We start from the raw sequence: 24,587 nt of genomic DNA, 5'->3' as shown, positions 1-24,587 counted from the left end.
TTATGGCGAGCGGTTTTTATTTCGGGGGGAGGTGGCGCATTAAAGGCGCGTGGGATTGGGGACTGGAGGCTGGAGACTGGAGACTGGAGGTTGGAGGTTGGAGGTTGGAGGTTGCTGGCTCGGAGGCCGCCAGTTTGGAAGTGGGTAGATTCGCCGTGTCAGGCCGAGCGCGTGAGCGATAGGCTATAGTGCGAGATGACACAACGGCAGAAAGAAGGGACGTTCGAATGAAAAGAATCAACCCCGAACATGTACAACGCGTCATAGAGATGGCGAACAAAAGTCCGTTTCTCAACCACATGGGCATTCGCATGGAGGAGATGCGCGAGGGGTACGCGCGTTCCGTCATGCCTGTGGGCAACCTGCTCAACGCATTCGGCGGCATTCACGGAGGCGCGTACGCGGCGCTGCTGGACAACGTCACCTATTGGGCGCTGTACTGCAGCGTTGATGAGGGCATGGGATATACCACCATCGACCTCACGGTGAGCGATCTGCATTCGACGAAGGGTGGCACGGTGATATGCGAGGGCCGCGTCATCAAGCACGGGCGAACCATCAGCCTCACCGAGGCGGAAGTGCGTGACGAGTCGGGCAAGCTCCTTGCCCATGCGACGTCGAAGCTGTTCGCGTCGCCTTCGGTCCAACCCATTTCGGCGGCGGTCGAGGCAACGGGGTCCGACCCGCTTCCGCCTAAGTTCTTAGATGAAGACTAGACGTTTGCGCGGGTCATGTTTACGCATGGCAAGCGTGCGCACCGCTTCGGCTTTGCGACATTTCGAGTGTTTCGGGTGCTGCGGCGCGCAGGCTCGTCAAGCTGCCTTCGGCTTGGCTGGCAAACGGCTCACGTGGGCATGCGTGGGGCGAATCTGAGGAAAAATAGCGGGTTGGGCGGCCGCGGCGCGCATTGTCGGCTTGGGTCGGGTATAGTGGTGCGACCGTAAAATCTCTTTGAAAGGATTCCTTCATGAGCAACGAAGGCAAGAAGGTCAAGGCGCACTATCGCGGCACGCTGGATGACGGCACGCAGTTCGACTGCAGCTACGATCGCGGCGAGCCCATCGAGTTCGTGTGTATGGCCGGTCAGATGATTCCCGGCTTTGATGCGGCGGTCAAGGATATGGAGCTCGGCGAGAAGAAGACCGTGAAGATTCCCGCTGATCAGGCGTATGGCGAGTACAATCCGCAGGCCGTCCAGCAGGTTCCCGTGGCTAATATTCCTAACGCCGACCAGCTTCCCGTGGGTCAGACCGTGTACTTCAACGGCCCCATGGGCCCCTTCCCGGCGAAGGTTGTCAGTGTGGATTCCGAATATGCCACGTTCGACATGAACCATGAGCTCGCCGGCAAGGATCTCACCTTTGAGATTGAGCTGGTGGAGATCGAGGGCTAAGCGCTCTCCCTGCTTCAGTCGTGCGTTCTCAAAGAGTTGGGGATGCATGGCAAGGCGGAGTGCTACCGCATCGAATCGCAACGCGTCCGAGGTTTTCCTTGGGCGCGTTTTTTGTTGCTTTGAGGTTCGCGGGGAAGCGGGGCACGGCAATATGGGGCGCATCTGGGGCATGCGAGCCCTGGATACGCCTCTATTCCTTGTGCTCGCGAATGGCGTCGCGGCGCAGATTGATGTAGTCCAGCAGCTCGCTGCGGCGATGCACATGCAGCTTGCGATAGATATGCTGGATGTGCGTTTGCACCGTGTACGGCGAAATCACGAATTTCTTGGCGATGGAATCGATGCTGTGATTGCGCGCCAGGAGCTTGAGCACCTCCGTTTCGCGCGGTGACAGACCGAACTCCGCCGCTGCGTCTTCGCACACGGTGTCAACCTCGTCGACGGAAAGCGGCGCGCTGGCAAGCGCGGTGAGTGCATGTTGCTGGCGGGTTGCGGCGATGATGAGAAAGCCGATCACACATACGCCCAGAAGGCAGGTGTCGGCAGTGAGACTGCTGCTTACCAGGTTGTTCTGCTCAAAAAATACGGCGGCAGAATTGCCGATGGTGCTGCCCAGCCGCATGATGCCTTCCGAGACGCCGAAGGCGATGGCGGGCGCCATGTATCCCCGGGTGGCAAGCGCTCCGAAGAACGTGAGCATAAGGATTTCCATGCAAACGCAGATGCCCATGCCCAGTGCGAATGCCGCCACGGCAAGCTCTCCGCTTTTCACGACGAATACCAGGGCAACGATGGAAAGGGCCATGAGGACGGGAACGAGCGAATAAGGCTCGCCGTCACTGAACCGCGAGGCGTACAGGAGAAGCGCGACGCTGATGATGATGACGCCCCCGGCAAGCGTCCAAGCAAGCACGTTCGCGTGGAAAAGCACGCCCGTCAGCTCGGTCGGAATGATGCAGGTCGCGAACGTGTCTGCGATTGAGAGCATGCCCCCCGTGACCAGGATGACGATGGCACTCGTGCGCAGCGCCTTGCTCGACTTTTGCGGCAGGAGCACCGGCTCGGGGCAGCCACCCGATCGCGCCATGGTGTTGCGGTACGCGATGGCCGATGCGATGGGGAATGCAGCGGCGAGGACCGCAGCGGCGGGCGTGGGCAGCACCATGCTTGCTGCCATTGCGACAACCGTGACCAGTGCGAAGGTGAGCGCCACGTCGCGCACGGCAAACGTCGCCTTGGCGCGCGAGCAGCTTGCTCCGCCGAATATCCAGATGAGCGCTTGGCAAAGTCCGAAAAGACAAGCAATCGCCGTGGCCATGGCATAGAACGGTGCACCGTGAACAAAGGGAAACACCAGGCAGAATGCAAGCGTGGCTGCAGAGAGCACGCCGGCGGCGATAGGAACGACGCCCAGGTGCTCACCGGTGTCTATCCGCTTGATTCCAAAGGGAAGCGTCAGCAAGAACAGCGCGGCGAACCCTAGCGTGAGAAGCCAGACAAACGTGACGTCGAACGATGTGATGCCTAAAAGTCCTGTAGCGTTGGGCACGAACCAGAGGCTGTAGTGCCAAGCGGAGATGAGGGCGAGGCAGAGATAGGGGGAAGTGCGAACTGCCGCAAGGCCGCGTTTGAGGCGCAGGGGAGCGGACGAGGCAAACGAGGCGATTCGGTTCTTGGATGCGGTCGTGCTCATATTCCCGCTTTCAATCGTTGTGCCGGTGTTCCGATGATGACCATCGTGCCCGCCATGCGCGGTCCAGAAACATCGCTAGAATGCCTGCAACCTAACTTTCAAATTTTACTCGCAATCGCCATTTTGTGAAATCCCTTTTTCGATGCGATATTGATTTCTCCAGTAATGGCGTATTCATTATGTGCAAATTCATGCCTTGATAAGGATACCTCATTACGTCTCGCTCAAGCACAATGACGCTGTCGTGTTCCATTCCAAGGGAACCTTGCGCGCGCATTCATGCGGCATCGCGTGCGGAAAGGCGCAGGGAATGGCCGATAGCGTATGAGGGCGTCCGCGGATCGCAAGCGAGTGCCGTCGGACGCATTCGAGAAAGGGGCTTGCCCATGGCAGGAAACGCGCTCGGAGAGAAAAGCTACAAAGATCTCTCCACTCCCCACCGATGGATGCTGCTGATTCTGGTCAGCATGGGTTCATCGGTCATCTACGGTCCCATCTATCTGAAGACGGTGTTCTACGATCCGCTGATGCAGGCGTTGGGCTGCACCAACACTGAGCTCAACACGCTCGTGTCCATCTACGGCATCGCGGCTGTTGTGTTCTATTTCTTCTCGGGCGTTATCGCCGACAAGATTCGCGTGCGCACGCTTTCCTGGGTCGGTTATCTGGGCGTCGCGTTGCTCACGTTCTACTACGCCACGCTGCCTTCATACGGCACGCTGGTGGTCGTGTTCATCCTGTACGCCGTGTTCTCCATTCTTATTTGGTGGGGCACCCGCTACAAGCTCGTCCGTATGATTTGCGATGAGGAAGAGTATTCCCAGAAGATTGGTCTGTCCTACGGTATCTATGGTGGCGTCGGCCTGGTGCTGAGCCTCATCCAGACCGCCATTGTCGCGGCGTTTCCCGATGCTGCGATGGGCGTCACGGCTCTGCTCATCATCTCCGGTGTCCTCATTCTTCTGTGCGGCATCCTGGCATTTATCTTCATCCCCAAGTTCGAGGGCGAAATCATTCCCGATGCTAAGATGTTCGACTTCCGCGCCGCTGGCCAGGCTCTGAAGATTCCTGCCGTGTGGTGGGCTGCTCTGACCATGATCTGCGTGTACTTCGTGTACGTTGGCGCTTCCTTCACCACGCCGTTCATGACCTCCGTGCTGGCCGCTCCTGTGGTCATCGCCACCGTCATCAGCGTCGTGCGTTCCTACGGCGTGTCCATCCTTTCGGCTCCCGTGTTCGGCTGGGTCGCCAAGAAGGTTGGCTCTCCGTCCAAGGTCATCGTTGTTGGTATGATCGGCGCTATCGTGTGCCTGGCTGCCCTTATCTTCCTGCCGCATGACCCGTCCATCATCGTTGTCGTGGCCGTGCTGGTGTGCCTGCTCGCCTTCGTGATGAACGGCCTGTACGGCATCGCTTCCGGTCAGCTGGCTGAGGCTCATATCCCGCCGCATCTGTTCGGTACCGGCGTGGGCCTGATCTCCATTATCGGCCTGTGCCCCGACGCGTTCATGCACACTTGGTTCGGCGTGATAATGGACCAGCAGGGCAACGACGCCTACACCACCATCTTCATGATCCTGATTGCCTTCTGCGTGGGTGGCATGCTGTTCGCGGCCCTCACCCTGCGCGCCGGCAAGAAGAACCTTGCCAAGATGGAAGCTGCGGGCGAGAAGACCGAATAACGGTTTCGTTTCAAAAGACGCGGGCGGCTGAGTGCCGTCCGCGTTTCGCTGCATCATAGGCAGCGTTTGTACGTCTTGCGGTTCGCGAAAAAGCGAGGGGATTCGTCGCGGCCGCACAAGAGTGAGGAGTTGCATCATGGATAACAAACTCGACCTGAACAAGCTTATGAACGACCAGATGAAGGCCGTTCTCGTCAAATCGCAGGAGATTGCGGGCGACGCGTTCGACACCAATGCGGGCTTCGAGGAGATGCGCGCCAACTACGTCAAGGAGCGCGCTTATTGGAACGAGGAGCCTCCTGCGATGGCCAAGGTGTCCGACGAGTTCCTCGAGGGCCCCATGGGCGAGTTCAAGGTTCGCTACTACTATCCCGTCGAGGCCGAGAAGCTGCCCGTGATCGTGTACGTGCACGGCGGTGGCTTCGTGGTGGGCAGCGTCGACACGCATGACCGCGTGTGCCGCCTGCTGGCAACCCACACCGGCGCTGCCGTGGTGAGCGTCGACTACCATCTGTCGCCCGAGTCCACCTATCCCACCTGCATCGAAGAGGCTGTGGCTGTGGCCAAGTTCCTGCACGAGCATGGCGACGAGAAGGGCATCGACGGCAACGACCTCTCGTTCGCGGGCGATTCCGGCGGTGCCGTGATCTCGATGGCCGCTAACCTGTGGCTGCGCGACGAGGAGGGCGACAACTCCTTCGTCAAGACGCTGCTTCTGTACTACGGCTTCTACGGCCTGGCCGATTCCAAGTCGCGTCGTCTGTGCGGCTGGCTCGAGGACGGCATGCGCGAAGAGGATCTGCTGTACTACAACAAGATTTGGTTCTTCGGCGAGAAGGAAAGCACCGACGCCGAGCTCAAGGAGAAGGCGTCCCAGCCCTACGTGGATATGCTCCACAACGACCTGAAGACCTCCATGCCCGCCACCTTCCTGGCCGCCGCCGAGCTCGACCCGCTGCGCGACGACAGCGAGTGCATGTACGAGGCGCTCAACGCCAATGGCGTGCCGTGCGAATACAAGCTCTATGACGGCGTGCTGCATGCATTCGTCATCTACACCCGCATGCTTGATGCCGCCAATCAGTGCATCGAGGATTCCGCGGAGTTCTGGAAGAAGCATCACGCGTAACGACGCCTTAGGGGCGGGCGGCCGGTGCGTCGCCTGCCCGTCACGCGTCGCCTGGGCCCAGTGCGGCGCTGCGTCTTGTCCCGCAATGCGTTCAAACGGAGCCGCCCCCGCTCATGAGGGCGGCTTCCTGTAGAAAGGGGAGTCCCATGTACGATTTCGAAACGCTCATCGACCGCCGCGGAACAGGCGCGTCCAAATGGGTGCACAATCCCTTCACTGAGGGTGATCTGGAGGACATCGTCCCCTTGAGCGTGGCCGATATGGAGTTCACTGCTCCGCCCGAGCTGCGTCGCTGTCTGGTCGATCTGGCCCAGAACGGCGTGTTTGGCTACCAGAACTCCGATGAGGACTACTTCAAGTCGGTCCAGGGGTGGTTTACGCGTCGCCAGGGCTATACGCCCGAGTTCGAGTGGCTCGTGCCCGCCCAGGGCGTGGTGCAGGCGCTTGCGGGTGCCATCTGCACGTTCTCGATGCCGGGCGACGGCATCATCATCCAGGAGCCGGTGTATTACCCCTTCCGCTACGAGACCGAAGTCCACGGCCGCGTCGCCATCAACAACCCGCTGATTGAAAGCGTCGCCGAGGACGGCCGTCTACACTACGACATCGACTTCGAGGGGCTCGAGGAGGCGTGCTCTCGCCCCGATGCCAAGGTCATGCTGTTCTGCAATCCCCACAATCCCGTGGGGCGAGTGTGGACGCTCGACGAGGTGCGCCGCGTTGCCGAGATCTGCGAGCACCATGGCGTGCTGTTGGTGTCGGACGAAATCCACGGCGATCTGATCATGGGGGATCGTCCACTCTCCAGCGTGATGCTCCTGCCCGATGTGCTGCGCCTCAACGCCATCGTATGCACGGCGCCTTCCAAGACGTTCAACCTTGCCGGCATGATGAACTCCAACATCTGGATCGTTGACGAACGTTTGCGCGAGCGTTTTAACGCCCAGATGAACTACCTGGTCATCAACGGCCCCACCAACTTCGCGCGCTACGCGACCATGTGCGTCTACGACGAGTGCGAACCGTGGCTGGAAGAGCTGCTTGAATACCTCAAGGGCAACTACGACTTGCTCATCGGCCGTCTGTCCGAGGCGTTCCCCAAGATGCGTTGGTCCGAGCACGAGGGCACCTATCTGGTGTGGACCGATTGGCGCGCCTACTTCGACGATGCCGACGAACTGGAGAAGTTCTCGATCGAGAAGGCCAAGATCGCCTTCGACGAGGGCAAGATGTTCGGCGTCGGCGGAGCCGGATTCGAGCGCTGGAATATCGCGTGCCCGCGCCGCGTGCTGGACAAGGCTATCACGCGCTTCATCGAGGCGGCGAAGGACGATCCTCATTTCGCGTAAGCCGTCTTGCGCGAGCTGAGGCGCTTTACGTAAACGCAAAAAAACGTATATCCCCAGGTTTTATGCGGCGAAAGATATTTCTTTCGCCGCTTTTGTGTGCGTCGTGGTATTATCTGCACGTTCGTTGATGCGAATCCCTTTTACATATGAGTTTTCCGGGCGTACTCGCGCTGGTTCTTTTTGCATGCGAGTTCGGGCACCCGGACGTTCTAAGGTGAATTCTCTGTTATTACGCATATTTCAATTCGTGTCGTTTGCCCGGCTGCGGGCGTTTCCGTATTAAGGAGGAAAAGTGAAGTTCTTTCTGGACACCGCCGACCTCGATGAGATCAAAGAGGCGGCAAGCTGGGGCGCCCTGGCTGGCGTGACCACCAATCCCACGCTGTATTCGCGCATCGGCGGCAAGCTGGCCGACTTCCATGATCACATCGCGCGCATCTGCGAGATCGTGGACGGCCCCGTAAGCGCCGAGAGCGTTGCCATGACCCGCGACGAGATCATCCGCGACGGCCGCGAGCTGGCCAAGATCGCTCCCAACGTGGTCGTGAAGATCCCCACGATGGTGGAGGGCCTGGCCGCCTGCCGCGCGCTCGCCGACGAGGGCATCCGCGTGAACATGACGCTGTGCTTCAGCGTGCCTCAGGCCATCCTGGCCGCCCGTGCCGGCGCGCGCTACATCTCGCCGTTCGTGGGCCGCTTCGATGACATCTCCGAGAACGGCCTCGCCCAGCTCGAAGACGTGGTCACCGCCATCAACAACTACGACTACTCCGAGAACACTGTCAACGGCGAGCAGGTCGAGATCATCGCCGCCTCAGTGCGCAGCGCCAACCATGTGACTCAGGCCGCGCTCATGGGCGCCGACATCGCCACCGTGCCCTTCGCCGTGCTGAAGAAGATGGTCCAGCACCCGCTGACCGACCGTGGCCTCGAGGCGTTTCTGAAGGATTGGGAAAAGGTCGCTAACGCATGAGTTCCGACGAGATGAACAATAACTCCGAGATGGGTTCGACGAAGGTTTCCGCCGAACCCGCTTCTGCCGCCCCGGCGGAGGAAGCCCCCAAAAAGCGCACGGTTCGCCGCACGCGCAAGGCCGCTTCCGCTGAGGCTCCGGCTGAGGCGGCTGCCGCATCCGATGCTCCCGCCGAGGAGAAGCCCAAGCGCCGCCCCGGCCGTCCGCGCAAGGTGCGCACCGAGGAGGCGCCCGCCGAGCAGCCCGCCGCCGAGGCCGCTGCCGCGGCTGATGCGCCTGTGGCGGAAAAGCCCAAGCGCAAGCCGGGCCGTCCGCGCAAGAATGCCGCCAAGGCTGAATCTGAGGTCGTGGCGACTCCCGCCGAGGGTTCTCAGGACGCATCGACGTCCGCCGCAAAAGAGGCTCTCGCGGATGAACCCCGCAAGCGCCCCGGCCGCTCCACCAAGCTGCGTGCCATGGTGGAGGCATCTGAGGCCGCTGAATCCGGCAGCGCTTCCGACGCCGCCGCATCCGAGGCTCCCGCTGAGGAGAAGCCCAAGCGCCGTCCCGGCCGCCCGCGTAAAACCGTGGCCCTCAATACCGGGCATGAGGACGCCGCCGAGGCGACTGAGCAGCCCGCTTCGGCCGATGCTGTCGACGCTTCTGCCGAGCAGGGCGAATCCGCCAAATACGTCAAGCGCCAGCGCGAGGACCGCGAGGCGAAGGGCGATTCCTATGCGAAATCCGATCGCTATGAGAAGCGCAATCGCGCCGACCGCCAGAACCAGCGCGACCGCCGCGCGAATAAGCAGCAGAACGGCAAGCAGCAGAACCACGCCGATCAGCATGCTCAGCGTCGCCAGCGCCGTCAGCATAACGGCCGCGAGCCCATCGCCCCTAAAACCACGCTGGAAGATCTCGCCAAGCTCAAGGTCGCGGAACTTCGCGCGAAGGCCGCCGAGCTCGATGTGGATGCCACGGGCCTGAAGAAGGCCGAACTGGTGACCAAGGTGTTCGAGGCGTCGGTTCGTGCCGAGGGCTTCATCGAGGTCGAGGGCATCCTCGACATCATGCAGGACGGCTACGGCTTCCTGCGCACCAAGGGCTATCTGCCTAGCGAGAACGACGTGTACGTGGGTCTTGCCACCATTCGTCGCAACAACCTGCGCAAAGGCGATATGGTTGCCGGCCAGACGCGCCCCAAGCGCGACAACGAGAAGTACGCGGCGCTCCAGCAGGTGAGCACCGTCAACGGCGTCGCGGTCGATCAGCTGGGCCAGCGCGTGCGCTTCGGCGACCTCACGCCGGTGTTCCCGGACGAGTGCCTGACCATGGAGCACGGCAAGCACACCATCACCGCCCGCGTGATCGACCTGGTGTCGCCCATCGGCAAGGGCCAGCGCGGCCTGATAGTGAGTCCGCCCAAGGCCGGTAAGACCACCGTGCTGAAGGACATCGCCGCCGCCATCACGGCCAACAACCCCGAAGTGCATCTGATGTGCCTGCTCGTGGACGAACGTCCCGAAGAAGTGACCGATATGCAGCGCTCCATCAAGGGCGAGGTCATCGCTTCCACGTTCGATATGCCCACCGAGAATCACATCGCCGTGTCCGAGCTGGTCATCGAGCGCGCCAAGCGTCTGGTGGAGATGGGCGAGGACGTGGTGGTGCTGCTGGACAGCCTTACGCGTCTGGCGCGCGCCTACAACCTGGCGCAGCCTGCGTCGGGCCGCATCCTTTCCGGCGGCGTGGACTCCACGGCTCTGTATCCGCCCAAGCGTTTCCTGGGCGCCGCCCGCAACATCGAAGGCGGCGGCAGCCTCACTATCCTGGCGTCGGCCCTGATCGAGACCGGGTCGAAGATGGACGAAGTCATCTTCGAGGAGTTCAAGGGTACCGGCAACATGGAGCTCAAGCTGGACCGCACGCTGGCCGACCGCCGCGTGTTCCCGGCCATCGATCCGGTTGCCTCGGGCACGCGTCGCGAAGACCTGCTGCTCAACCCGCAGGAAGCTCCGCTCATCTGGGCGGTGCGTCGCATCCTGGCGAACATGAACAGCACCGAGCGCGCGATGGATATGCTCATCAAGTCGCTTAAGCAGACGAATAACAATCAGGAATTCTTGCTGCGCACGGCCAAGAAGGCTCAGTCGCAGAGGGATTCTGAGAATTTCGAACTCTAAGTCTTTCCAAGGGGGAGGGGGAAGGGGATGTGTCCCCTTCCCCCTCCCCCTTGAACCCCCACCCACTATCCCCTCGCTCCAGTTCGAAAGGGAAACCGGCCAATCGGGGCTTTGTTGCCCACGTGGCGGGCATCGCTTTCGCTTGCCCGCGGCTCACAACAACGGTGGGGCTTGAGGCGTCGCCAAGTGTCTCGAGTGTTGGTTCATACGGCGCACGTCGCTTCGCTTGTGCGCGTTTGGGCATCACCGCCTATCCCGGGTGCAGAATACGTCCTCATGCTGCAGTTTTTGATTCCACTATGGAGTATCAAGAAAAATGCAGCTTTGTGACCAGGCAGTATGCAATCGTAATCATGAATATACTTGCTAGCTCAGAAGCAAATTGCAGCATGCGGGCATGTTTATGCGCATCGATTCCCTCTGCTGGTTTTGTTGTTGGTTTTATATTGAGATGCGCTATCATCTTTTGAAGTCGCCTGCGGGCGGCTTTGGTGTTTTTGGAGGGAGGGCCCATGCTGATTAAAGAGGGGAAGAGCTGGACGTATGCCATCTTCGCGGTGGTCGTGCTCTCGTCGGCGCTGGGCAACCTTTCTCAGACCGGGCTTAACGCCATGCTGGTTACGGTGTGCGGTGAGCTGGGTATTGCTACGGGCGTGGGGCAGTGGCTTACCACGGCGTATATGTTTACGCTGGGCGCGGTGGTGCCTCTGGCGTCGTATTTCATGGGGCGTTTTCGCCTGAAGGACCTCACTGTTATTGCCATTGTCATATTCATCGCCGGCGCTGCCATTGCGGCCACTGCTACGACGTTTCCCGTGCTTTTGACGGGGCGTATCGTGCAGGCTATTGCGGCGGGTATTTTGCTGCCGCTTCTGCAGACCATCGCCATGACGCGGTTTCCGGATGGGCGCAAGGCTACGGCTATGGGCATCTCGGGCATTGCCATGGGGTTTTCGCCCAACATCGGGCCTACCATCGGCGGCGCCATGGTGGACGCGTGGGGATGGCGTAGCTTCTTTGTCCTGCTTGTTGTGCTTTCGGCGCTTATCCTGGCGTTTTGTCTGTTCGTGATCAAGCGTCATAACGATGCTTCGCTCTCGGTGTCGCTCGATTTGTTCTCGTTCGTGCTGTGCACGATTGGCTTCGGCGGCATTCTTACGGGATGCTCTGAGGCGTCGTCGCATCCTTTGACCAGCCCTTACATCTGGGTGCCTCTCATTGTGGGTCTGTTGTGTCTCATGGCGTTCACTTACAGGCAGCACCATACCGAGGAGCCGCTCATCGACCTGTCCATCTTTGACAACGCCGACTATCGTGTGGGCTTTTGGGCGCAGTGCTTCCTGTGCGCGTCCTTCATGGGCATCACGCTCTTGGTACCGCTGTTCATCGAGGATTTCCGGGGCGGTACAGCGCTCGAAGCAGGTATGGTGCTGCTTCCTGGCACGGTAGCGGCGCTTATATTCAACCCCTTGGCGGGCATCCTAACCGACAAGATCGGCGTTCGCCCTGTGGCAATCGGCGGCGGCATATGCTTGGCGGTCGGCGCGGTGAGCATGGCATTCATGGACGCGTCGACTCCGCTTTGGCTGGTCATGGCCTTGCAGGGCGTGCGCGCCATAGGCGTGTCATCGCTCATCGGGCCTTTGACCTCGTGGAGTCTCATGGGGCTTACGGGCAAGAAGACATCGGACGGAAGCGCGTTCGGCTTGGCGGCGCGCCAGACTGCTTCGTCGGTCGGCACGGCGCTCATGGTGATGTGCGTCGAGGGCGTTCCCTTTCTCGTGGGCGGGGCCGCCTATCGTGCCGCTTTCGGCGTTTCGGCCGTGTTCGCGGTGATGACCCTCGTGTGCATTCTGGCGCGTGTGCGTTAGAGGCGTCCAGCGGCGCCTCTTGCGATTCGGTTGGCGCTCCGAGCGCTCGACGGTGGGTACTTAAGGCGTAAATCTGCCCATCGAACTGGGAGAACTGCTTTATAATTAGCGGTTGGTTTTGCATTATCCGCATACGCTATGCACGAAAAGAGGGCTGGATGGGACCGAGCGCCGATTTCCACATCGCGTCTATCGCCATCCTCGCGCTCGTGTTTTTGTATGCGACGTTCAGCCGCCGTGCAAGCCACGGCAGGCAGTTTAAGTTGTTCGCCGCGCTTTTCGTCACCACCGTCCTTGTGGTCGGTTGCGGCGTGGCGCGCGGCATCGTGGTTGTGGGCCTTGGCATCGACCAGGCTGCGGCGCCGTTCAGGGCCGTCATCACCGTGCTCCAATGCATTGCGACATGCCTCATGCTGGCCTACACCGCATCGCTTTGCCGCGGCGAGGGCAAGATTAGAGCATGGCGCATCGTTGCGACATCCGTGCCGTTTGCTCTTGCCGCTATCGCTACTGTTTCGTCTTTCATGACCGATTCGGTGTTTTTCGTCGGTCCCGACGGCTATTTAACGCCCGGTCCGCTGTATGTCGGGGTCCATTTATGCATGGCGTTCTATCCGGTCATGTGCATCATCTATGCGATTGCGTATCGCAGGATGCTGCGCACGTTGGATGCGGCCGCCATCTGGTGCGCCTCGGTTCTTGTGCTTGCGTGCGTAATCATGGAGATGGTAAACCCGTACATCCGCCTGACGTCGTTCGGGCTTTCCATGGCGGTGCTTTCGGTGTTCATCACGGCGGGCAGCCCGTTCGAGTTCGTGGATTCGCTCACGCACGCCTTCGACGCGACCGCATTCAGGACGCGCATCGCCGACCTTCTGAAAGGAAGGCGGAGGTTTTCGGTGGTCATCATAACGCTGCGGCGCCTGGCCATGCTCAACGCCCTGCTGGGTTCGCAGCTTGCCGACGAGGCGATTAGGGTTTGCGCGCGGGCGGCGGTCCTGTCAGGCAGGACGCGTCAGGTGTATCGCGTGCGCGGATCGGCGTTTGCGTTCGTGACGTTTTCGCGCCGCGAGTCGCGCCGCGTGACCCAGGAGCTGAACGCGCTGTTCGCTCAGCCTCAGCAGCTGGGCGGGTCGTCTGTGAGGCTCGATGCCGTCGCCGCTAGCGCGTCGGGGCTCGAGGCGTTCGAGAGCGCGGAGGACATCGCGCAGTATGTGGACTTCCTTATCGAAAAACTCCAGGCGGGCTTGGAAATCCCTGAGGACCAAGACGAGTTTATCGAGCAGTTCAGGCGAAATCGCGAAGTGCGCCGCTATCTTGCGCATGCGATCGACGAAGGGCTGGTGAGCGTCTACGCTCAGCCTCTGTTCTCGCTACAAGAGGGCCGATTCTGCAGCTTTGAGGTGCTGAGCAGGTTGAGCCATCCCGTTTTGGGCGATATCCCACCGGACGAATTCATCGACACGGCGGAAAGCGAGGGCCGCATCGCGGAACTCGGGCGCGTGCAGTTCGGGGAGGTATGCCGTTTCGTGGCGGAGCATGCTGACGAACTTGCCGCATCAGGAATCACGTCAATCAAGGTCAACCTTTCTCCTATCGAGCTCATGGAGGCCGATTTCGCGCTTTCTGCCCTGATGGTTATGGAGCAGTGGGGCGTGGACCCGTCGCTGTTCCAGTTCGAAATCACAGAAACCGTCTCCACGCGTTACGGCTTTGAGGTGGAGGGCGCCATCAAAACATTGAGCGAGGCGGGGTCGAAATTCTGCATGGATGATTTCGGGTCGGGATTTGCGAACCTCGATTCGATTTTGAGCCTGCCGTTTTCCGTGGTCAAGATAGACAAGACGCTGCTTGCCGCTGCGGTCGAGAGCGAGCCCGCCGAGGCGTTGTACCGCTCGGTCGCCGCAATGGTGAAGGGGCAGGGACTTGCGGCAGTTGCCGAGGGCGTCGAAACTGAAGAGCAGGCCGAATTCGTTCGCAGTCTGGGTATCGAGGAGGCCCAGGGATACTTCTATGCGCGCCCGGTGCCAATCGACGACGTCTTCGCTACAATACGGTCCATGCAATCCAACGGTTCGACAGCCGACAAGGCGGAATAAACGAAGGTCTCATGGCTCACGTCATTGCGAACATATCACACGGCACACGTCGCTCGCCTGCGCTGGTGAGTGCGCTGCTTATCGCTGCATTTTCGCTGCTTCTTGTACTGGGTGTGCCGCATGCTTCTGCGCATGCTGCAGAGTCCCATGATGGTGACGCTTCCGTACATGCTGAGATGGCGTCATACGACGACCATGCCTCCGGGTACATTGCGACGTCCTGCGACGATGACGCTTCCGCATATGGCGCGCAATCTTGTGGCGAAGATTCTTCCGCCGGGGCTTCGCCTTCGCGCGCTTCGAAGGCGCATGTGAGCGTCGGCTTCTTCGTGGCGGTGGTCAAAGACGGAACCGATTCGTACCCTCAGAATGAAGAAGAGCTTCAGCAGATTTTGACGGGCGTGTATTCGCCGGGCATCTATATCGACCAGGCATTCGACGCATCCGATTTCGCCGAGTTCGGCGGCGAATTGTATGGCGATCAGCTCTACGACCTGACGGGCGAGGCGATTGACGCGCGCATTCTGCAGTTGCCCACCGAGGAGCAAATTGCGGAGGCGTGTGCGCGTGGCGGTATCGATTTCGATCCTGAAACACAAACCGTGGTGTGGTATGTGGTGAAGAGCGCCGATTCGGTGTGGGATTCCATGTGGCACATCGACGGATTGCTTGTTCCCAAGGAAATAGCGCCGGAGCCTGGCGAGCCGGAAGACCCCGATGAGCCGGAGGTTCCGGACCCTGATGAGCCCGACCCGGATGTCCCCGATCCGGATGAGCCCGATGTACCGGACCCGGATGAGCCTGACACGCCTGACCCGGATGTGCCTGATCCCGACGAACCCGACACGCCGGACCCGGATGAGCCAGGTGCGGACGTCGACCCCGACGTTCCCGGCGACGACGACGAGCAGGATAGCCCCGATGCTTCCAAGCCGGATAATTCCGGCGATGCCGCACAACCTGAATTTCCTGACGCATCCAACGGTGATGTATCCCATGTCGTTGACGCCGCGCGACCTTCGCCGAATACCTCCTTGCATCAGGGGGGTTCGTCGCAGATGCCGAATGATGTTTCGAGTCCATTCTGGGATACGCCAAGCCCTTTGGGCCAGGATATCGCCGTTATTAACGACGTGCCTCAAGCCGATGGCGCGAATTCCGATGAACTGGCGAAAGCCGACGGTTCCCTGGACGTTTCTGCAGACGCCGCAGCTGCCGCGAGCTCGATCTCCGAGGAGGATACTCCTCTCGGGGTGACGACCCCGGTACCCGGCGAGGAGCCCGCAATAGGGGGCATATCCGAAGCCGCCTCTACGGCACTTCATGTGGTGGGTGCGGTCGGTCTCGCAGGCGTTGCCGCGGGCGTTATCGCTGCGAATGTGGGCATGGCGCAAGCCGGAAGCGCTCTCTCGTCGCTCGATTCGCAGCTGCGTGGACGGGGAAGGGGGCGTCGTCGATGAGCCTTCCTTCTTCGAAACGTGCCGTTCTCGTGCGTGCTGTGCTTCTGATCGTCTTGGCGGCGGTGTCGCTTGCGGCATGGCTGGTTCCGGGCATGCTCGGCGCTCCCTCGTCATTCGATTCGCTGGTCATAGCAATATGGCTTATCGCGATGGTTCTTCTGCTGGCCGATTCTCGTCGTCGCGACCGCAAGCGCAAACGCTACCTGCGCACGTTCTATATCGACAGCGAAGCGTCGTGCGTCTTTGGGCCTATGCTGGGAACCAGGTCGTATTCGAATGGCTCAGAGTTGCTCGACCTGATGACGGTCGCGCTGGCAAATGAAGAGAGCGCTGCGCTAGCGACGCCCTCCGACGATTTTGCGCCCGAGTACGTAGTTGAAACAGAGGATTTTGCATGCGTGCGCGATGCGCGTCTGCAGGGCGAAGAGCCGGTAACGCGTGCCGACGACGTGACGGTTATCCGTTGGGAGGGGGCCATTGTCGACCTTTCGACGGGACGCGAGAAAGAGTTTGCTTCGCCCTTTGACCTGGAAGATGTATTTTGCCCGGGATGCGCGGAGGCTTCTTCTGGCGAATCTTCCTGGGCGTCCTCGTATGTCTGCGCGACCAGGTAGCCGGCATTTTCCTGCATTCCTCATGACAAGCAAGACATAAGAAAGCCTCCCATCTCTTGTGTCCAAGAAATGGGAGGCAGTTCAAGTTCAGCTTTGGGTCTTTTGATTAAGCCATCAAGGCCGGAGCACCAATGCTTGCGGCTGAATGCGCCTAGAGGCGCGCCACGCCACTCTTGCGCGCGGCGTCCGCCACGGCGGCGGCAACGGCAGGAGCGACGCGCTCGTCGAAAGCGCCGGGAATGACGTACTCGGCGCAACGATGCTCGTCGTCCACCAAGCCGGCGATGGCGTAGGCGGCGGCCTCCATCATGTCATCGTTGATGTCGGAAGCGCGCACATCAAGAGCGCCGCGGAAAATGCCTGGGAACGCAAGCACGTTGTTGATCTGGTTGGGGAAGTCGGAGCGGCCTGTGGCGGCCACGGCGGCGCCGGCGGCAAGCGCCTCGTCCGGCATGATCTCCGGCACGGGGTTTGCGCAGGCAAAGATGATCGGGTCGGCGGCCATCGTGCGTACCATGTCTTGCGTGAGCACGCCCGGGGCGGACACGCCCACGAACACGTCGGCTCCCTTGACGGCGTCCGCCAGGGTGCCGGTGACGCCTTCGCGATTGGTCCACGTGGCGATTTCGGCCTTTTCGGGGTTCAGGCCTTCGCGGCCCTCGTAGATGGCGCCCTTGCGATCGCAGATGATGACGTCCTTGACGCCCATGCGCTGCATGAGCTTGGCAATGGAGATGCCCGCCGCGCCAGCGCCAGAGAACACCACGCGCACATCGGACAGCTCGCGTCCGGTGAGGCGGCACGCGTTAATGAGGGCGGCGCAGGTCACTACTGCGGTGCCGTGCTGATCGTCATGGAAGATAGGGATATCGCATACTTCCTTGAGGCGGCGCTCGATTTCAAAGCAACGCGGCGCCGAGATGTCTTCCAGATTGATGCCGCCGAAGCTTCCGGCAAGAAGCTCGACCGTGTGCACGATTTCATCCACGTCGTTGGAGCGGATGCACAGCGGGAACGCATCCACGTCGGCAAAGGCCTTGAACAGGGCGCACTTGCCCTCCATGACGGGCATGCCGGCCTCGGGGCCGATGTTGCCCAGGCCAAGCACGGCGCTGCCGTCGGTCACCACGGCGACCAGGTTGCCGCGACGCGTGTAGGTGTAGGACAGATTAACATCTTCGGCGATCTTCAGGCACGGTTCGGCGACGCCGGGGGTGTATGCCACTGCCAAATCTTCGGGCGTATTGATCTGCGCGCGGCTAATGACCTCAATTTTGCCTTGCCACTTCTCATGCTGCTCAAGGGCGAATTCCTTCGCGTCCATGTCAGTGTGCTCCTTCTCTCATAATTCGATAGAGTTTTCAATAATATGCATATATAAAGGTTGTTATGCAAAATTCTGAAACGTGATATAAGGCCCAAACCGGATTCGGACAAAAAATCGAGATTCTTTGTGCTCGGGGGGCTCAAGAGAGGAAAACTCCTCCATTGGGCAGACCAAAAGCAGCAAATTTGGAGCAAATGCTGCAAGACAACGGCAAAATCAAAGCCTTCAACGTGATGCATGCACAAAGATTCTTGAAAAATAGTCCGTTTTTCGATTAGGTCATATATAACAACGCCGCGTTCAGCAAAAATGCCCCGCCTGAAATGAGGCGGGGCACTGTATGCGGGGCCTACAGGGAGTCGATGTAGGAAACCAGCTGGCCGACGGTCTCAAGGCCTTCGGGCTCGCCGAACTCGACGTCGCACTTCTCCTCAATCTCGCAGATGAGCTCGACCATATCCAGGGAGTCGATGCCCAGCGAATCAAAGGTGGAGTCCTCGTTCACGTTCTCGGGCTCGATGTCCAGGTTCTCCTGCAGGATTTCCTTGACGGTGTCCAGCGTTGCCATGGGGCACGTCCTTTCTTGGGGTTGACGTTTGGGGCAGGGAGGAGCTGTTCGGAACGGTTGGAACCCCAGCGGTTCGCAGGCGCCTCGGTGCCTTGGTAATCGTCGATATTCTATCGCATTTCATGCGGGCGACCGAGACATGTTGCGTGCGTGAAGGGTTTCACCACATTTTGCTGCTCTTCCTAGGGAACGCAAGGCTGCTCGAATGCTGGCGTGGCTGCATTGCCAGTGCGCCCAGGATAAGCGCGTGGCGCACAGAGGGCGTATGCAAGGGTGGGGGAGGGTGGGCGCGTGCCCGGCGCGATGCCATTGTTCTTCTTCAACGGCGGTTCATGTTTCGTCGAAAACCATACCTGCTGCACGTGAGCGGCAGAACGGGAAACGCGCTAGATACGCTGCCGTTGGGTGTAAAAACGCTCATCCAGCGGCACTTGATAGCGCTCGAATGCGACAATCGCCGGCATAGCTCATAATCAACAATTTGGGCTATGCCGAAATGATGTCTGCATGTGTTCGATTCAGCTATTCAGTGGGCAGAAGGAGGGGCTTTAACACAATGTCCGCCATGCGCTCTGCCCATTGCTCGATTTCCGCGGGGGCATACGGCGCCTTGCCGTGGGTAAGCAGGAAGGTGTCGTATCCTAAGAGCACGAGATAGATAGAACATGCATGCTCGCGGGCATCGATGGCCTGATCGAATTCCCCGGAATCAATTCCCTGCTGAATAAGTTTCGCAATCACCTCGATGAAGTCGTAGTCCAAATCGCATTGACGCTCCCTCAGCCCCTCTAGCTGCGTGCCACTTTCCACGCGGTAGCGAAACATAACAGCGTAGGGATTGGGTTCCTTCTTTGAGAGGATGTTGCTTATGAAGAGGTTTTTGATGGTGCCGAAAACCGTGTCGGCGCGCGCGATTTGCCCATAGGGATTGCGGTAGGTGGCTTCGTAGCGTTTCTCAAGCTCCTGAAGAATCTCGTCCTTATCGGTAAAGTAGTAATAGAACGCTCCTCGCGTAAGGCCAGCACGCTGCACGATGTTCTCAAGGGTGGTTTTTGAATAGCCCTTTTCTTGTATGACCTCATATGCTGCACGGATAATTTTCTCGCGTACGTTGGATGGCTTGCGTCCCATGGTCATTCCCTAGTCTTTGCCGGCGTCTAGCGCGACGGCGCGCGCCGGAGTTATTTCTTCTGCAACTTTTCATATCGCAGGGTAGCAAATTTTACCTCAAAACGAAATTTCTCATTGACTTTAACATACATCGGTGTATCTTATAAACATACATACATGAATGTATGTAAACACTCGAGAAGGAGGACATCGTGACTGCACCGCTCAAAGGACGCAACTTCCTGGCTCTGGAAGACTTCACTCCCGAAGAAATCAACTACCTGCTTGACCTTGCTCATGAGGTAAAGCGTGAGCGCTACGAGGGCATCGATCAGCGCCGCTACAACGGCAAGAATCTGCTGATGCTGTTCGAGATGGGTTCCACCCGTACTCGCTGCGCTTTCGAGACATCCGGTTGCGATTTGGGCATGGGCACGACGTATCTGTCCAATTCCCACTTCGGCAAGAAGGAGACCATCAAGGACTCCATGCGCGTGTTCTCTGGCATGTATGCTGCCATCGCATATCGCGGTCCTTCGCACGCTCAGCTGCTCGAAATGGTGAAGGACTGCACCATTCCCGTGATCAACGGTTACACCAACCACCAGCATCCCACTCAGATGCTCGCCGATGCCATGACGCTGCAGGAGATTTGGGGTCGCGACGGTCTGGCCGGTAAGACCTTCTGCTTCATCGGCCGCGGCGGCGAAGTGAACTCGTTCTCCTACGCCGTTATGTGCGCCATGCTGGGCATGAACTTCGTGTACGTCACTTCGTTCATGGAGTTTGAGGAGGCGCTGAGCAAGCTCACGCCGTCCCAGCGCGAGATGTATCACAAGTACGTCCCCGAAGGCACCATGCCCAATCACTGGGAGTCCCGTATGCCCGCCGAGAAGCGCGCCATCGTCGAGGCTCTGTATGCCAAGTACCATCCCGAGTGCAGCTTCATCGAGACCGACGACCTCGATGCCGTGAAGGGCGTCGATGCGTTCGCGACCGAGAACTGGGGCTTCTTCACCGATCCCGCTCCGGCGTGGCTGCCCGGTATCGTGCGTTTCCGTCCGTATCAGGTGAACAAGGAGCTGCTTGAGCGCACTGGCAATCCTGATGTCGTGGTGCTCCATATGCTGCCCGCCACCCACAACTGCGACCACGAGGCGGGCAAGGAGCTCGCCGACATCGTTGCACCTGACGATCCCGAGCTCGCTGAGTTCCTGCACAAGGGCTTCGAAGTGACCGACGAAGTGTTTGAGCAGCAGGCGAAGCACATCTTCCGTGAGGCCGAAAATCGCCAGCACACCATCAAGGCTGTGCTCCAGGCGGTGCTCGGATAGATTGTCGTTCTGCCGTCATGGTGGGCCGTCGGTTTGCTGGATACGGCGGCCTGCCATGACGGTGGAAGGCCTCCGCTCTATGAGCGGATTCTAAGCAATAGCTCTTGGCAAAGAGGCAAGAGCAGCTAGAGAAAGGAAAAGGACATGTCCAACGAAGCCACGTTCCGAGTTCCCGGTGAATTCGAGCATCAGGAGGCCTGTCTTTTGAGCTGGCCCCAGTTCCCCTATGTCATGGAGGGCCAGAATTACGAGAACGTGTTCGCGCAGATTGTGAAGGCGCTGCAGGATGAGACCCAGGTGGTTGTGAACTGCGTCTCCCAGGAGATTCTGCTGCATTGCAAGGGCGTTCTTACCTCTGCGGGCGTCGATGTGGACAAGATTCGCTTCACCATGTATCCCGACGGCAGCAGCTGGTGCCGCGACTACGGCCCGGACATCATGGTCGATGACGAGGGGCATGTGCAGCTGGCCAACTTCCGCTTCAATATGTACGGCCAGGATGACGAGAACAGCGAAGTGGCGTTCAAGTGCGGCAATTATGCTCCGCATCTGGCGCTTGAGTTCGGCTGCAAGCACATCGTCAACTCCACGTTGATCAGCGAGGGCGGTGACAAGGAGTTCAACGGCCAAGGTGTGATGATGGCTCTGCGCGACACCGAGTGGACCAAGCGCAACGGCGATCGCACCCTCGAGGAGGTCGAGGAGGACTTCAAGCGTACGTGCAACCTGAAGAAGATCATTTGGCTGGACAAGGGTGTCTACGATGATGAGCTCACCACGTCCGGCGTGCTCGACGTGGTTGACGGCGAGAACGTGTTCCGTTCCTCCTCGGCCAACGGTCACATCGACGAGATGTGCCGCTGCGTTGACCCCCATACCATCGTTCTTGATGAGGTCAGCACTGGAGAGGTCGCTGCGCTCAACTCTGCTCGTATCAGCAAGGAGCGCCTGGACGCGTGCTACGAGGTGCTGAAGAACGCCACCGATGCCGACGGTAACCCCTTCAAGATCGTGCGCATGCCCGTCCCCGTGCCGTTCTATGTGACCTCCAAGCCCGGCGATTGGATTTGCGACACCTGGTCGCACCGTTACCTGGACGACAAGGACGAGCTTGATGATGGCACCCCGATGCCTCACGGCGTGCCCATGAAAATGCAGCCTGCTTTGAGCTACTGCAACTTCCTGATTATGAACAACGTGGTTCTCGCTCAGTCCTACTGGCAGGAGGGTATGCCCGAGGAGATTAAGGAACGCGACGCCCAGGCTGTTGCGGTGCTCCAGAGCGTGTTCCCCGACCGTAAGGTGGTCGCCATCAACACGACGGCGCTCAATATCCGCGGCGGCGGAATTCACTGCGCGACCAAGCAGATTCCTGCGTTCGGCAAGGCCGGCCGCTAAGAAACTGACGGGCAAAGATGGGACGGTCGTGCGCGAGGGGTGCAGTGGCCGTCCCTGATTCGCCCAAAGCGGGCATATGGACCCGCATCAAAGGGGTCATCTCCGTAGTGCGTTTCTGCTGCATTTCTGAGCAGGTGAGTGATACGGAGATGGTGTTCTCGGGCTGTCGTGATAATGCGGCGGCGGAAAGGGGTACACATGGGTACCGTCGACGTTGCTTCTGAGAAGCCGAAGAAGAAAAAAGAAAAGAAGGAATTCAAATCTCCTAATACCTACGTCATTTTGATGATCGTTATTGCCCTGGTTGCCGTGCTGACCTGGTTTGTGCCGGGTGGTCAGTACGAACTTGACGAGAGCGGCCAGGCAATTGCTGGTACCTATCAAGTGATGGAATCTAATCCTCAGGGTATCTGGGATATTTTGGTGGCGCCTATCATCGGCATGGTCGGCTCCGAAACCACTGATGCTGCGATCTCTATCTCGCTCTTCATCATGATCTTCGGTGCGTTTCTCCAGATGCTGGACGAGTCGTCTATTCTGAAAATCGCCCTTAAGAAGATTTCCGATGCCTTCAAGGACAACATGACCGTTCTGATTACGATCCTGGTTGCCGTGATGGCGCTTCTGGGTACGGTTATGGGCGCATATGAAGATGCAATTGTGTATGCGATTATGTTTATCCCCATTTTCTTGGCCTTGGGTGCTGACACAATTGTTGCCATCATGATTCCTATTCTCGGTACTCAGGCAGGTTGCCTGGCCTCCACGGTCAATCCGTTCTCTGTGGGTCTTGCGTCTGGCATCGCTGGTGTTTCTCCTGGCGAAGGTTTGATTTTCCGCGTGGTGCTCCTTATTGCCATGATTGCGCTCGTGTCGTTTATCATTGCACGTTATGCCGCCATGGTTAAAAAGCACCCTGAGCGTTCTCTGCAGTTCTTCCGCCATGAAGAGGATCTCAAGGAATTCCCCATGGCTGAAGGCGACACCAAGTTCACGCGTCGCCAAGCGATTGGCCTGGTGGTTATGTGCGCGGCAATCGTGGTCATGATTATTTCTCTGGTGCCTTGGACTTCGCTGATTCCTGGATTTACGCTGTTCGACGATCTGCCGGTTTGGATTGCGGGCACGCCTATTTTGAGCACCATTATCGGTTCCGATATTACGCCCTTCGGCTCCTGGTATTTCGTCGAGCTTTCTATGGAGCTTCTGGTATTCACTATCGTGACGGGCTTTATTCTGGGCTACAAGATTGATGATACGGTTGATATCGTGATGAGGGGCTGCGCAAATCTTCTCCCTGTTGCCTTGGTAGTTCCTCTTGCGCGCGGTATCCAGGTCATCATGGATGCTGGCGGAATCACTGCGACCATTCTGCACTTCGGAGAAATGACGCTCTCTGCGCTGCCTCCTGCTGTGTTTGTTGTCGTTGCCTTGCTGTTCTATTTCGTGCTCGCTTGCTTCATTCCTAGCTCCACCGGTCTGGCTGCTGCAACATTCTCCATCATGGCGTCGCTCTCCGTGTTCGCCGGCGTGTCTATTCCGCTGATGGTGACCATCTACAGCATGGCCCTCGGCCTGGCAAAGATGATTACTCCGTGCTCAATTGCCGTGATGACATGCACGCAAGCGGCTCATGTGGGGTATGGCACATGGGTGAAGAAGGCTGCTCCGATTGTTGCCATCCTCTTCGTCGTGTGCTGCGTGTTCCTCGAGGTCGGCCTGCTGATTGGCCAGTAGTATAAAGCTTATATCCCTGAAGAAATCGGGGCGAATCCAGTTGCTCCTTGCCCCGATTTCAGCATAAAGAGACGCCCGCCGTTTACCTTCTCTGCGCGGCGGGCGTCGCCATTTCAAGAATCGAATTGAATAGATGAGAAAGGAAGATGCTTTATGCCATATACCAAAGGTTCCGGTAAGTCCGTCGTCATCGCGCTCGGCGGCAACGCCCTGGGCAACACGCCCCAGGAGCAGCTCGAGCTGGTGAAGAACACCGCGCGCCACATCGTGGACATGGTCGCGGACGGCATCAACGTGATCGTGACCCACGGCAACGGCCCCCAGGTGGGCATGATCAACAACGCCTTCGCCTACGCAAGCGCCAACGACGGCAAGACCCCCGAGATGCCCTTCCCCGAGGCGGGAGCCATGTCGCAGGGCTACATCGGCTACCAGCCCTCCCAGGCCACCCTCAACGAGATGAAGAGGCGCGGCATCATGCGCTCCACCGCCAACGTGGTTACGCAGACCGTGGTCTATCCTGACGACCCCGCCTTCGAGAACCCCACCAAGCCCGTGGGCGCGTTCCTGACGAAGGAGGAGGCCGAGGCCAAGGCCGCCGAGACCGGCTGGACCTACAAGGAGGACGCGGGCCGCGGCTGGCGCCAGGTGGTCGCGAGCCCCAAGCCCCGCCGCATCGTGGAGTCCG

The 24,587-nt window shown here is 59.3% G+C and carries 18 protein-coding genes and 1 pseudogene; 15 read left to right on the top strand and 4 right to left on the bottom strand.

The genetic code is table 11. From position 1 onward, the window contains the following. Positions 1-269 precede the first annotated feature (269 nt). The gene (locus Q0J60_RS01120; protein WP_294438360.1) at positions 270-716 is read left to right on the top strand and encodes a PaaI family thioesterase; all 447 of its coding nucleotides are present in this window, start codon (positions 270-272) and stop codon (positions 714-716) included. Positions 717-967: 251 nt separating this feature from the next. Continuing rightward, the gene (locus tag Q0J60_RS01115) at positions 968-1,393 is read left to right on the top strand and encodes a peptidylprolyl isomerase (protein ID WP_294438359.1); all 426 of its coding nucleotides are present in this window, start codon (positions 968-970) and stop codon (positions 1,391-1,393) included. Between the two features lie 190 nt (positions 1,394-1,583). Here Q0J60_RS01115 and Q0J60_RS01110 read toward each other — a convergent pair whose 3' ends face one another. Beyond that, positions 1,584-3,086 (bottom strand): helix-turn-helix transcriptional regulator, encoded by a 1,503-nt coding sequence (locus tag Q0J60_RS01110; RefSeq protein ID WP_294438358.1) that lies wholly within the window; start codon positions 3,084-3,086, stop codon positions 1,584-1,586. Between the two features lie 386 nt (positions 3,087-3,472). Between Q0J60_RS01110 and Q0J60_RS01105 the strand changes: the two genes are divergently transcribed. The 9 genes from Q0J60_RS01105 to Q0J60_RS01065 all read left to right on the top strand — a co-directional run bounded on the left by Q0J60_RS01105 (position 3,473) and on the right by Q0J60_RS01065 (position 16,425). Next, positions 3,473-4,768 carry a nitrate/nitrite transporter gene (locus Q0J60_RS01105; protein WP_294438357.1) on the top strand — a complete coding sequence of 432 codons (1,296 nt, stop codon included), beginning with the start codon at positions 3,473-3,475 and terminating at the stop codon, positions 4,766-4,768. 136 nt (positions 4,769-4,904) lie between these two features. Further along, a complete protein-coding gene (locus Q0J60_RS01100) occupies positions 4,905-5,897 on the top strand; it encodes an alpha/beta hydrolase fold domain-containing protein (protein ID WP_294438356.1) in 993 nt (330 codons plus the stop codon). Between the two features lie 146 nt (positions 5,898-6,043). After that, a complete protein-coding gene (locus Q0J60_RS01095; protein ID WP_294438355.1) occupies positions 6,044-7,246 on the top strand; it encodes a MalY/PatB family protein in 1,203 nt (400 codons plus the stop codon). A gap of 292 nt (positions 7,247-7,538) precedes the next feature. Then, entirely contained in the window at positions 7,539-8,219 is a 681-nt protein-coding gene (gene fsa, locus Q0J60_RS01090; RefSeq protein ID WP_294438354.1) for a fructose-6-phosphate aldolase, read from the top strand. Further along, entirely contained in the window at positions 8,216-10,381 is a 2,166-nt protein-coding gene (rho, locus tag Q0J60_RS01085; protein ID WP_294438353.1) for a transcription termination factor Rho, read from the top strand. The genes fsa and rho overlap by 4 nt, the downstream gene beginning before the upstream one ends. 512 nt (positions 10,382-10,893) lie before the next feature. Continuing rightward, the gene (locus Q0J60_RS01080) at positions 10,894-12,252 is read left to right on the top strand and encodes a DHA2 family efflux MFS transporter permease subunit (RefSeq protein ID WP_294438352.1); all 1,359 of its coding nucleotides are present in this window, start codon (positions 10,894-10,896) and stop codon (positions 12,250-12,252) included. 158 nt (positions 12,253-12,410) lie between these two features. Continuing rightward, entirely contained in the window at positions 12,411-14,351 is a 1,941-nt protein-coding gene (locus Q0J60_RS01075) for an EAL domain-containing protein (protein ID WP_294438351.1), read from the top strand. An 11-nt stretch (positions 14,352-14,362) separates the two neighbouring features. Then, positions 14,363-15,811, top strand: a complete 1,449-nt coding sequence (locus tag Q0J60_RS01070) for a hypothetical protein (protein WP_294438350.1) — start codon at positions 14,363-14,365, stop codon at positions 15,809-15,811. Beyond that, the gene (locus tag Q0J60_RS01065; RefSeq protein WP_294438349.1) at positions 15,808-16,425 is read left to right on the top strand and encodes a hypothetical protein; all 618 of its coding nucleotides are present in this window, start codon (positions 15,808-15,810) and stop codon (positions 16,423-16,425) included. The genes Q0J60_RS01070 and Q0J60_RS01065 overlap by 4 nt, the downstream gene beginning before the upstream one ends. Positions 16,426-16,576: 151 nt before the next feature. Here the strand turns inward: Q0J60_RS01065 and Q0J60_RS01060 are convergent, their stop codons facing one another. The 3 genes from Q0J60_RS01060 to Q0J60_RS01050 all read right to left on the bottom strand — a co-directional run bounded on the left by Q0J60_RS01060 (position 16,577) and on the right by Q0J60_RS01050 (position 19,451). Next, positions 16,577-17,749, bottom strand: a complete 1,173-nt coding sequence (locus Q0J60_RS01060; RefSeq protein WP_294438348.1) for an NADP-dependent malic enzyme — start codon at positions 17,747-17,749, stop codon at positions 16,577-16,579. Between the two features lie 352 nt (positions 17,750-18,101). Continuing rightward, complete coding sequence (locus Q0J60_RS01055; protein ID WP_294438347.1) at positions 18,102-18,320, bottom strand: acyl carrier protein; 219 nt, start codon at positions 18,318-18,320, stop codon at positions 18,102-18,104. A 522-nt stretch (positions 18,321-18,842) separates the two neighbouring features. Further along, a complete protein-coding gene (locus tag Q0J60_RS01050; RefSeq protein ID WP_294438346.1) occupies positions 18,843-19,451 on the bottom strand; it encodes a TetR/AcrR family transcriptional regulator in 609 nt (202 codons plus the stop codon). A gap of 191 nt (positions 19,452-19,642) precedes the next feature. On the opposite strand from Q0J60_RS01050, the gene Q0J60_RS01045 reads away from it, so the two are divergent. The 4 genes and pseudogenes from Q0J60_RS01045 to Q0J60_RS01030 form a co-directional block, all read left to right on the top strand. Further along, positions 19,643-20,764 (top strand): ornithine carbamoyltransferase, encoded by a 1,122-nt coding sequence (locus tag Q0J60_RS01045; protein WP_294438345.1) that lies wholly within the window; start codon positions 19,643-19,645, stop codon positions 20,762-20,764. A 144-nt stretch (positions 20,765-20,908) separates the two neighbouring features. Beyond that, a complete protein-coding gene (locus Q0J60_RS01040; protein ID WP_294438344.1) occupies positions 20,909-22,162 on the top strand; it encodes an agmatine/peptidylarginine deiminase in 1,254 nt (417 codons plus the stop codon). Positions 22,163-22,360: 198 nt separating this feature from the next. Next, complete coding sequence (locus Q0J60_RS01035; RefSeq protein ID WP_294438343.1) at positions 22,361-23,899, top strand: YfcC family protein; 1,539 nt, start codon at positions 22,361-22,363, stop codon at positions 23,897-23,899. A 153-nt stretch (positions 23,900-24,052) separates the two neighbouring features. Next, positions 24,053-24,587, top strand: a pseudogene (locus Q0J60_RS01030) (carbamate kinase); the annotation flags it as partial.

It is taken from the genome of uncultured Slackia sp. (assembly GCF_944321625.1).
Taxonomy (GTDB): domain Bacteria; phylum Actinomycetota; class Coriobacteriia; order Coriobacteriales; family Eggerthellaceae; genus Slackia.
This window is presented reverse-complemented; position numbering and strand designations above follow the sequence as displayed.

Bases quoted from the DNA above. Each gene is read 5' to 3' on its own strand.
- Q0J60_RS01100 (WP_294438356.1), top strand. From the start codon at position 4,905: ATGGATAACAAACTCGACCTGAACAAGCTTATGAACGACCAGATGAAG.
- Q0J60_RS01070 (WP_294438350.1), top strand. From the start codon at position 14,363: ATGGCTCACGTCATTGCGAACATATCACACGGCACACGTCGCTCGCCT.
- Q0J60_RS01040 (WP_294438344.1), top strand. From the start codon at position 20,909: ATGTCCAACGAAGCCACGTTCCGAGTTCCCGGTGAATTCGAGCATCAG.
- Q0J60_RS01115 (WP_294438359.1), top strand. From the start codon at position 968: ATGAGCAACGAAGGCAAGAAGGTCAAGGCGCACTATCGCGGCACGCTG.
- Q0J60_RS01050 (WP_294438346.1), bottom strand. From the start codon at position 19,451: ATGGGACGCAAGCCATCCAACGTACGCGAGAAAATTATCCGTGCAGCA.
- Q0J60_RS01065 (WP_294438349.1), top strand. From the start codon at position 15,808: ATGAGCCTTCCTTCTTCGAAACGTGCCGTTCTCGTGCGTGCTGTGCTT.
- Q0J60_RS01095 (WP_294438355.1), top strand. From the start codon at position 6,044: ATGTACGATTTCGAAACGCTCATCGACCGCCGCGGAACAGGCGCGTCC.
- Q0J60_RS01075 (WP_294438351.1), top strand. From the start codon at position 12,411: ATGGGACCGAGCGCCGATTTCCACATCGCGTCTATCGCCATCCTCGCG.
- Q0J60_RS01035 (WP_294438343.1), top strand. From the start codon at position 22,361: ATGGGTACCGTCGACGTTGCTTCTGAGAAGCCGAAGAAGAAAAAAGAA.
- Q0J60_RS01120 (WP_294438360.1), top strand. From the start codon at position 270: ATGGCGAACAAAAGTCCGTTTCTCAACCACATGGGCATTCGCATGGAG.
- rho (WP_294438353.1), top strand. From the start codon at position 8,216: ATGAGTTCCGACGAGATGAACAATAACTCCGAGATGGGTTCGACGAAG.
- Q0J60_RS01080 (WP_294438352.1), top strand. From the start codon at position 10,894: ATGCTGATTAAAGAGGGGAAGAGCTGGACGTATGCCATCTTCGCGGTG.
- Q0J60_RS01060 (WP_294438348.1), bottom strand. From the start codon at position 17,749: ATGGACGCGAAGGAATTCGCCCTTGAGCAGCATGAGAAGTGGCAAGGC.
- Q0J60_RS01055 (WP_294438347.1), bottom strand. From the start codon at position 18,320: ATGGCAACGCTGGACACCGTCAAGGAAATCCTGCAGGAGAACCTGGAC.
- Q0J60_RS01110 (WP_294438358.1), bottom strand. From the start codon at position 3,086: ATGAGCACGACCGCATCCAAGAACCGAATCGCCTCGTTTGCCTCGTCC.
- Q0J60_RS01105 (WP_294438357.1), top strand. From the start codon at position 3,473: ATGGCAGGAAACGCGCTCGGAGAGAAAAGCTACAAAGATCTCTCCACT.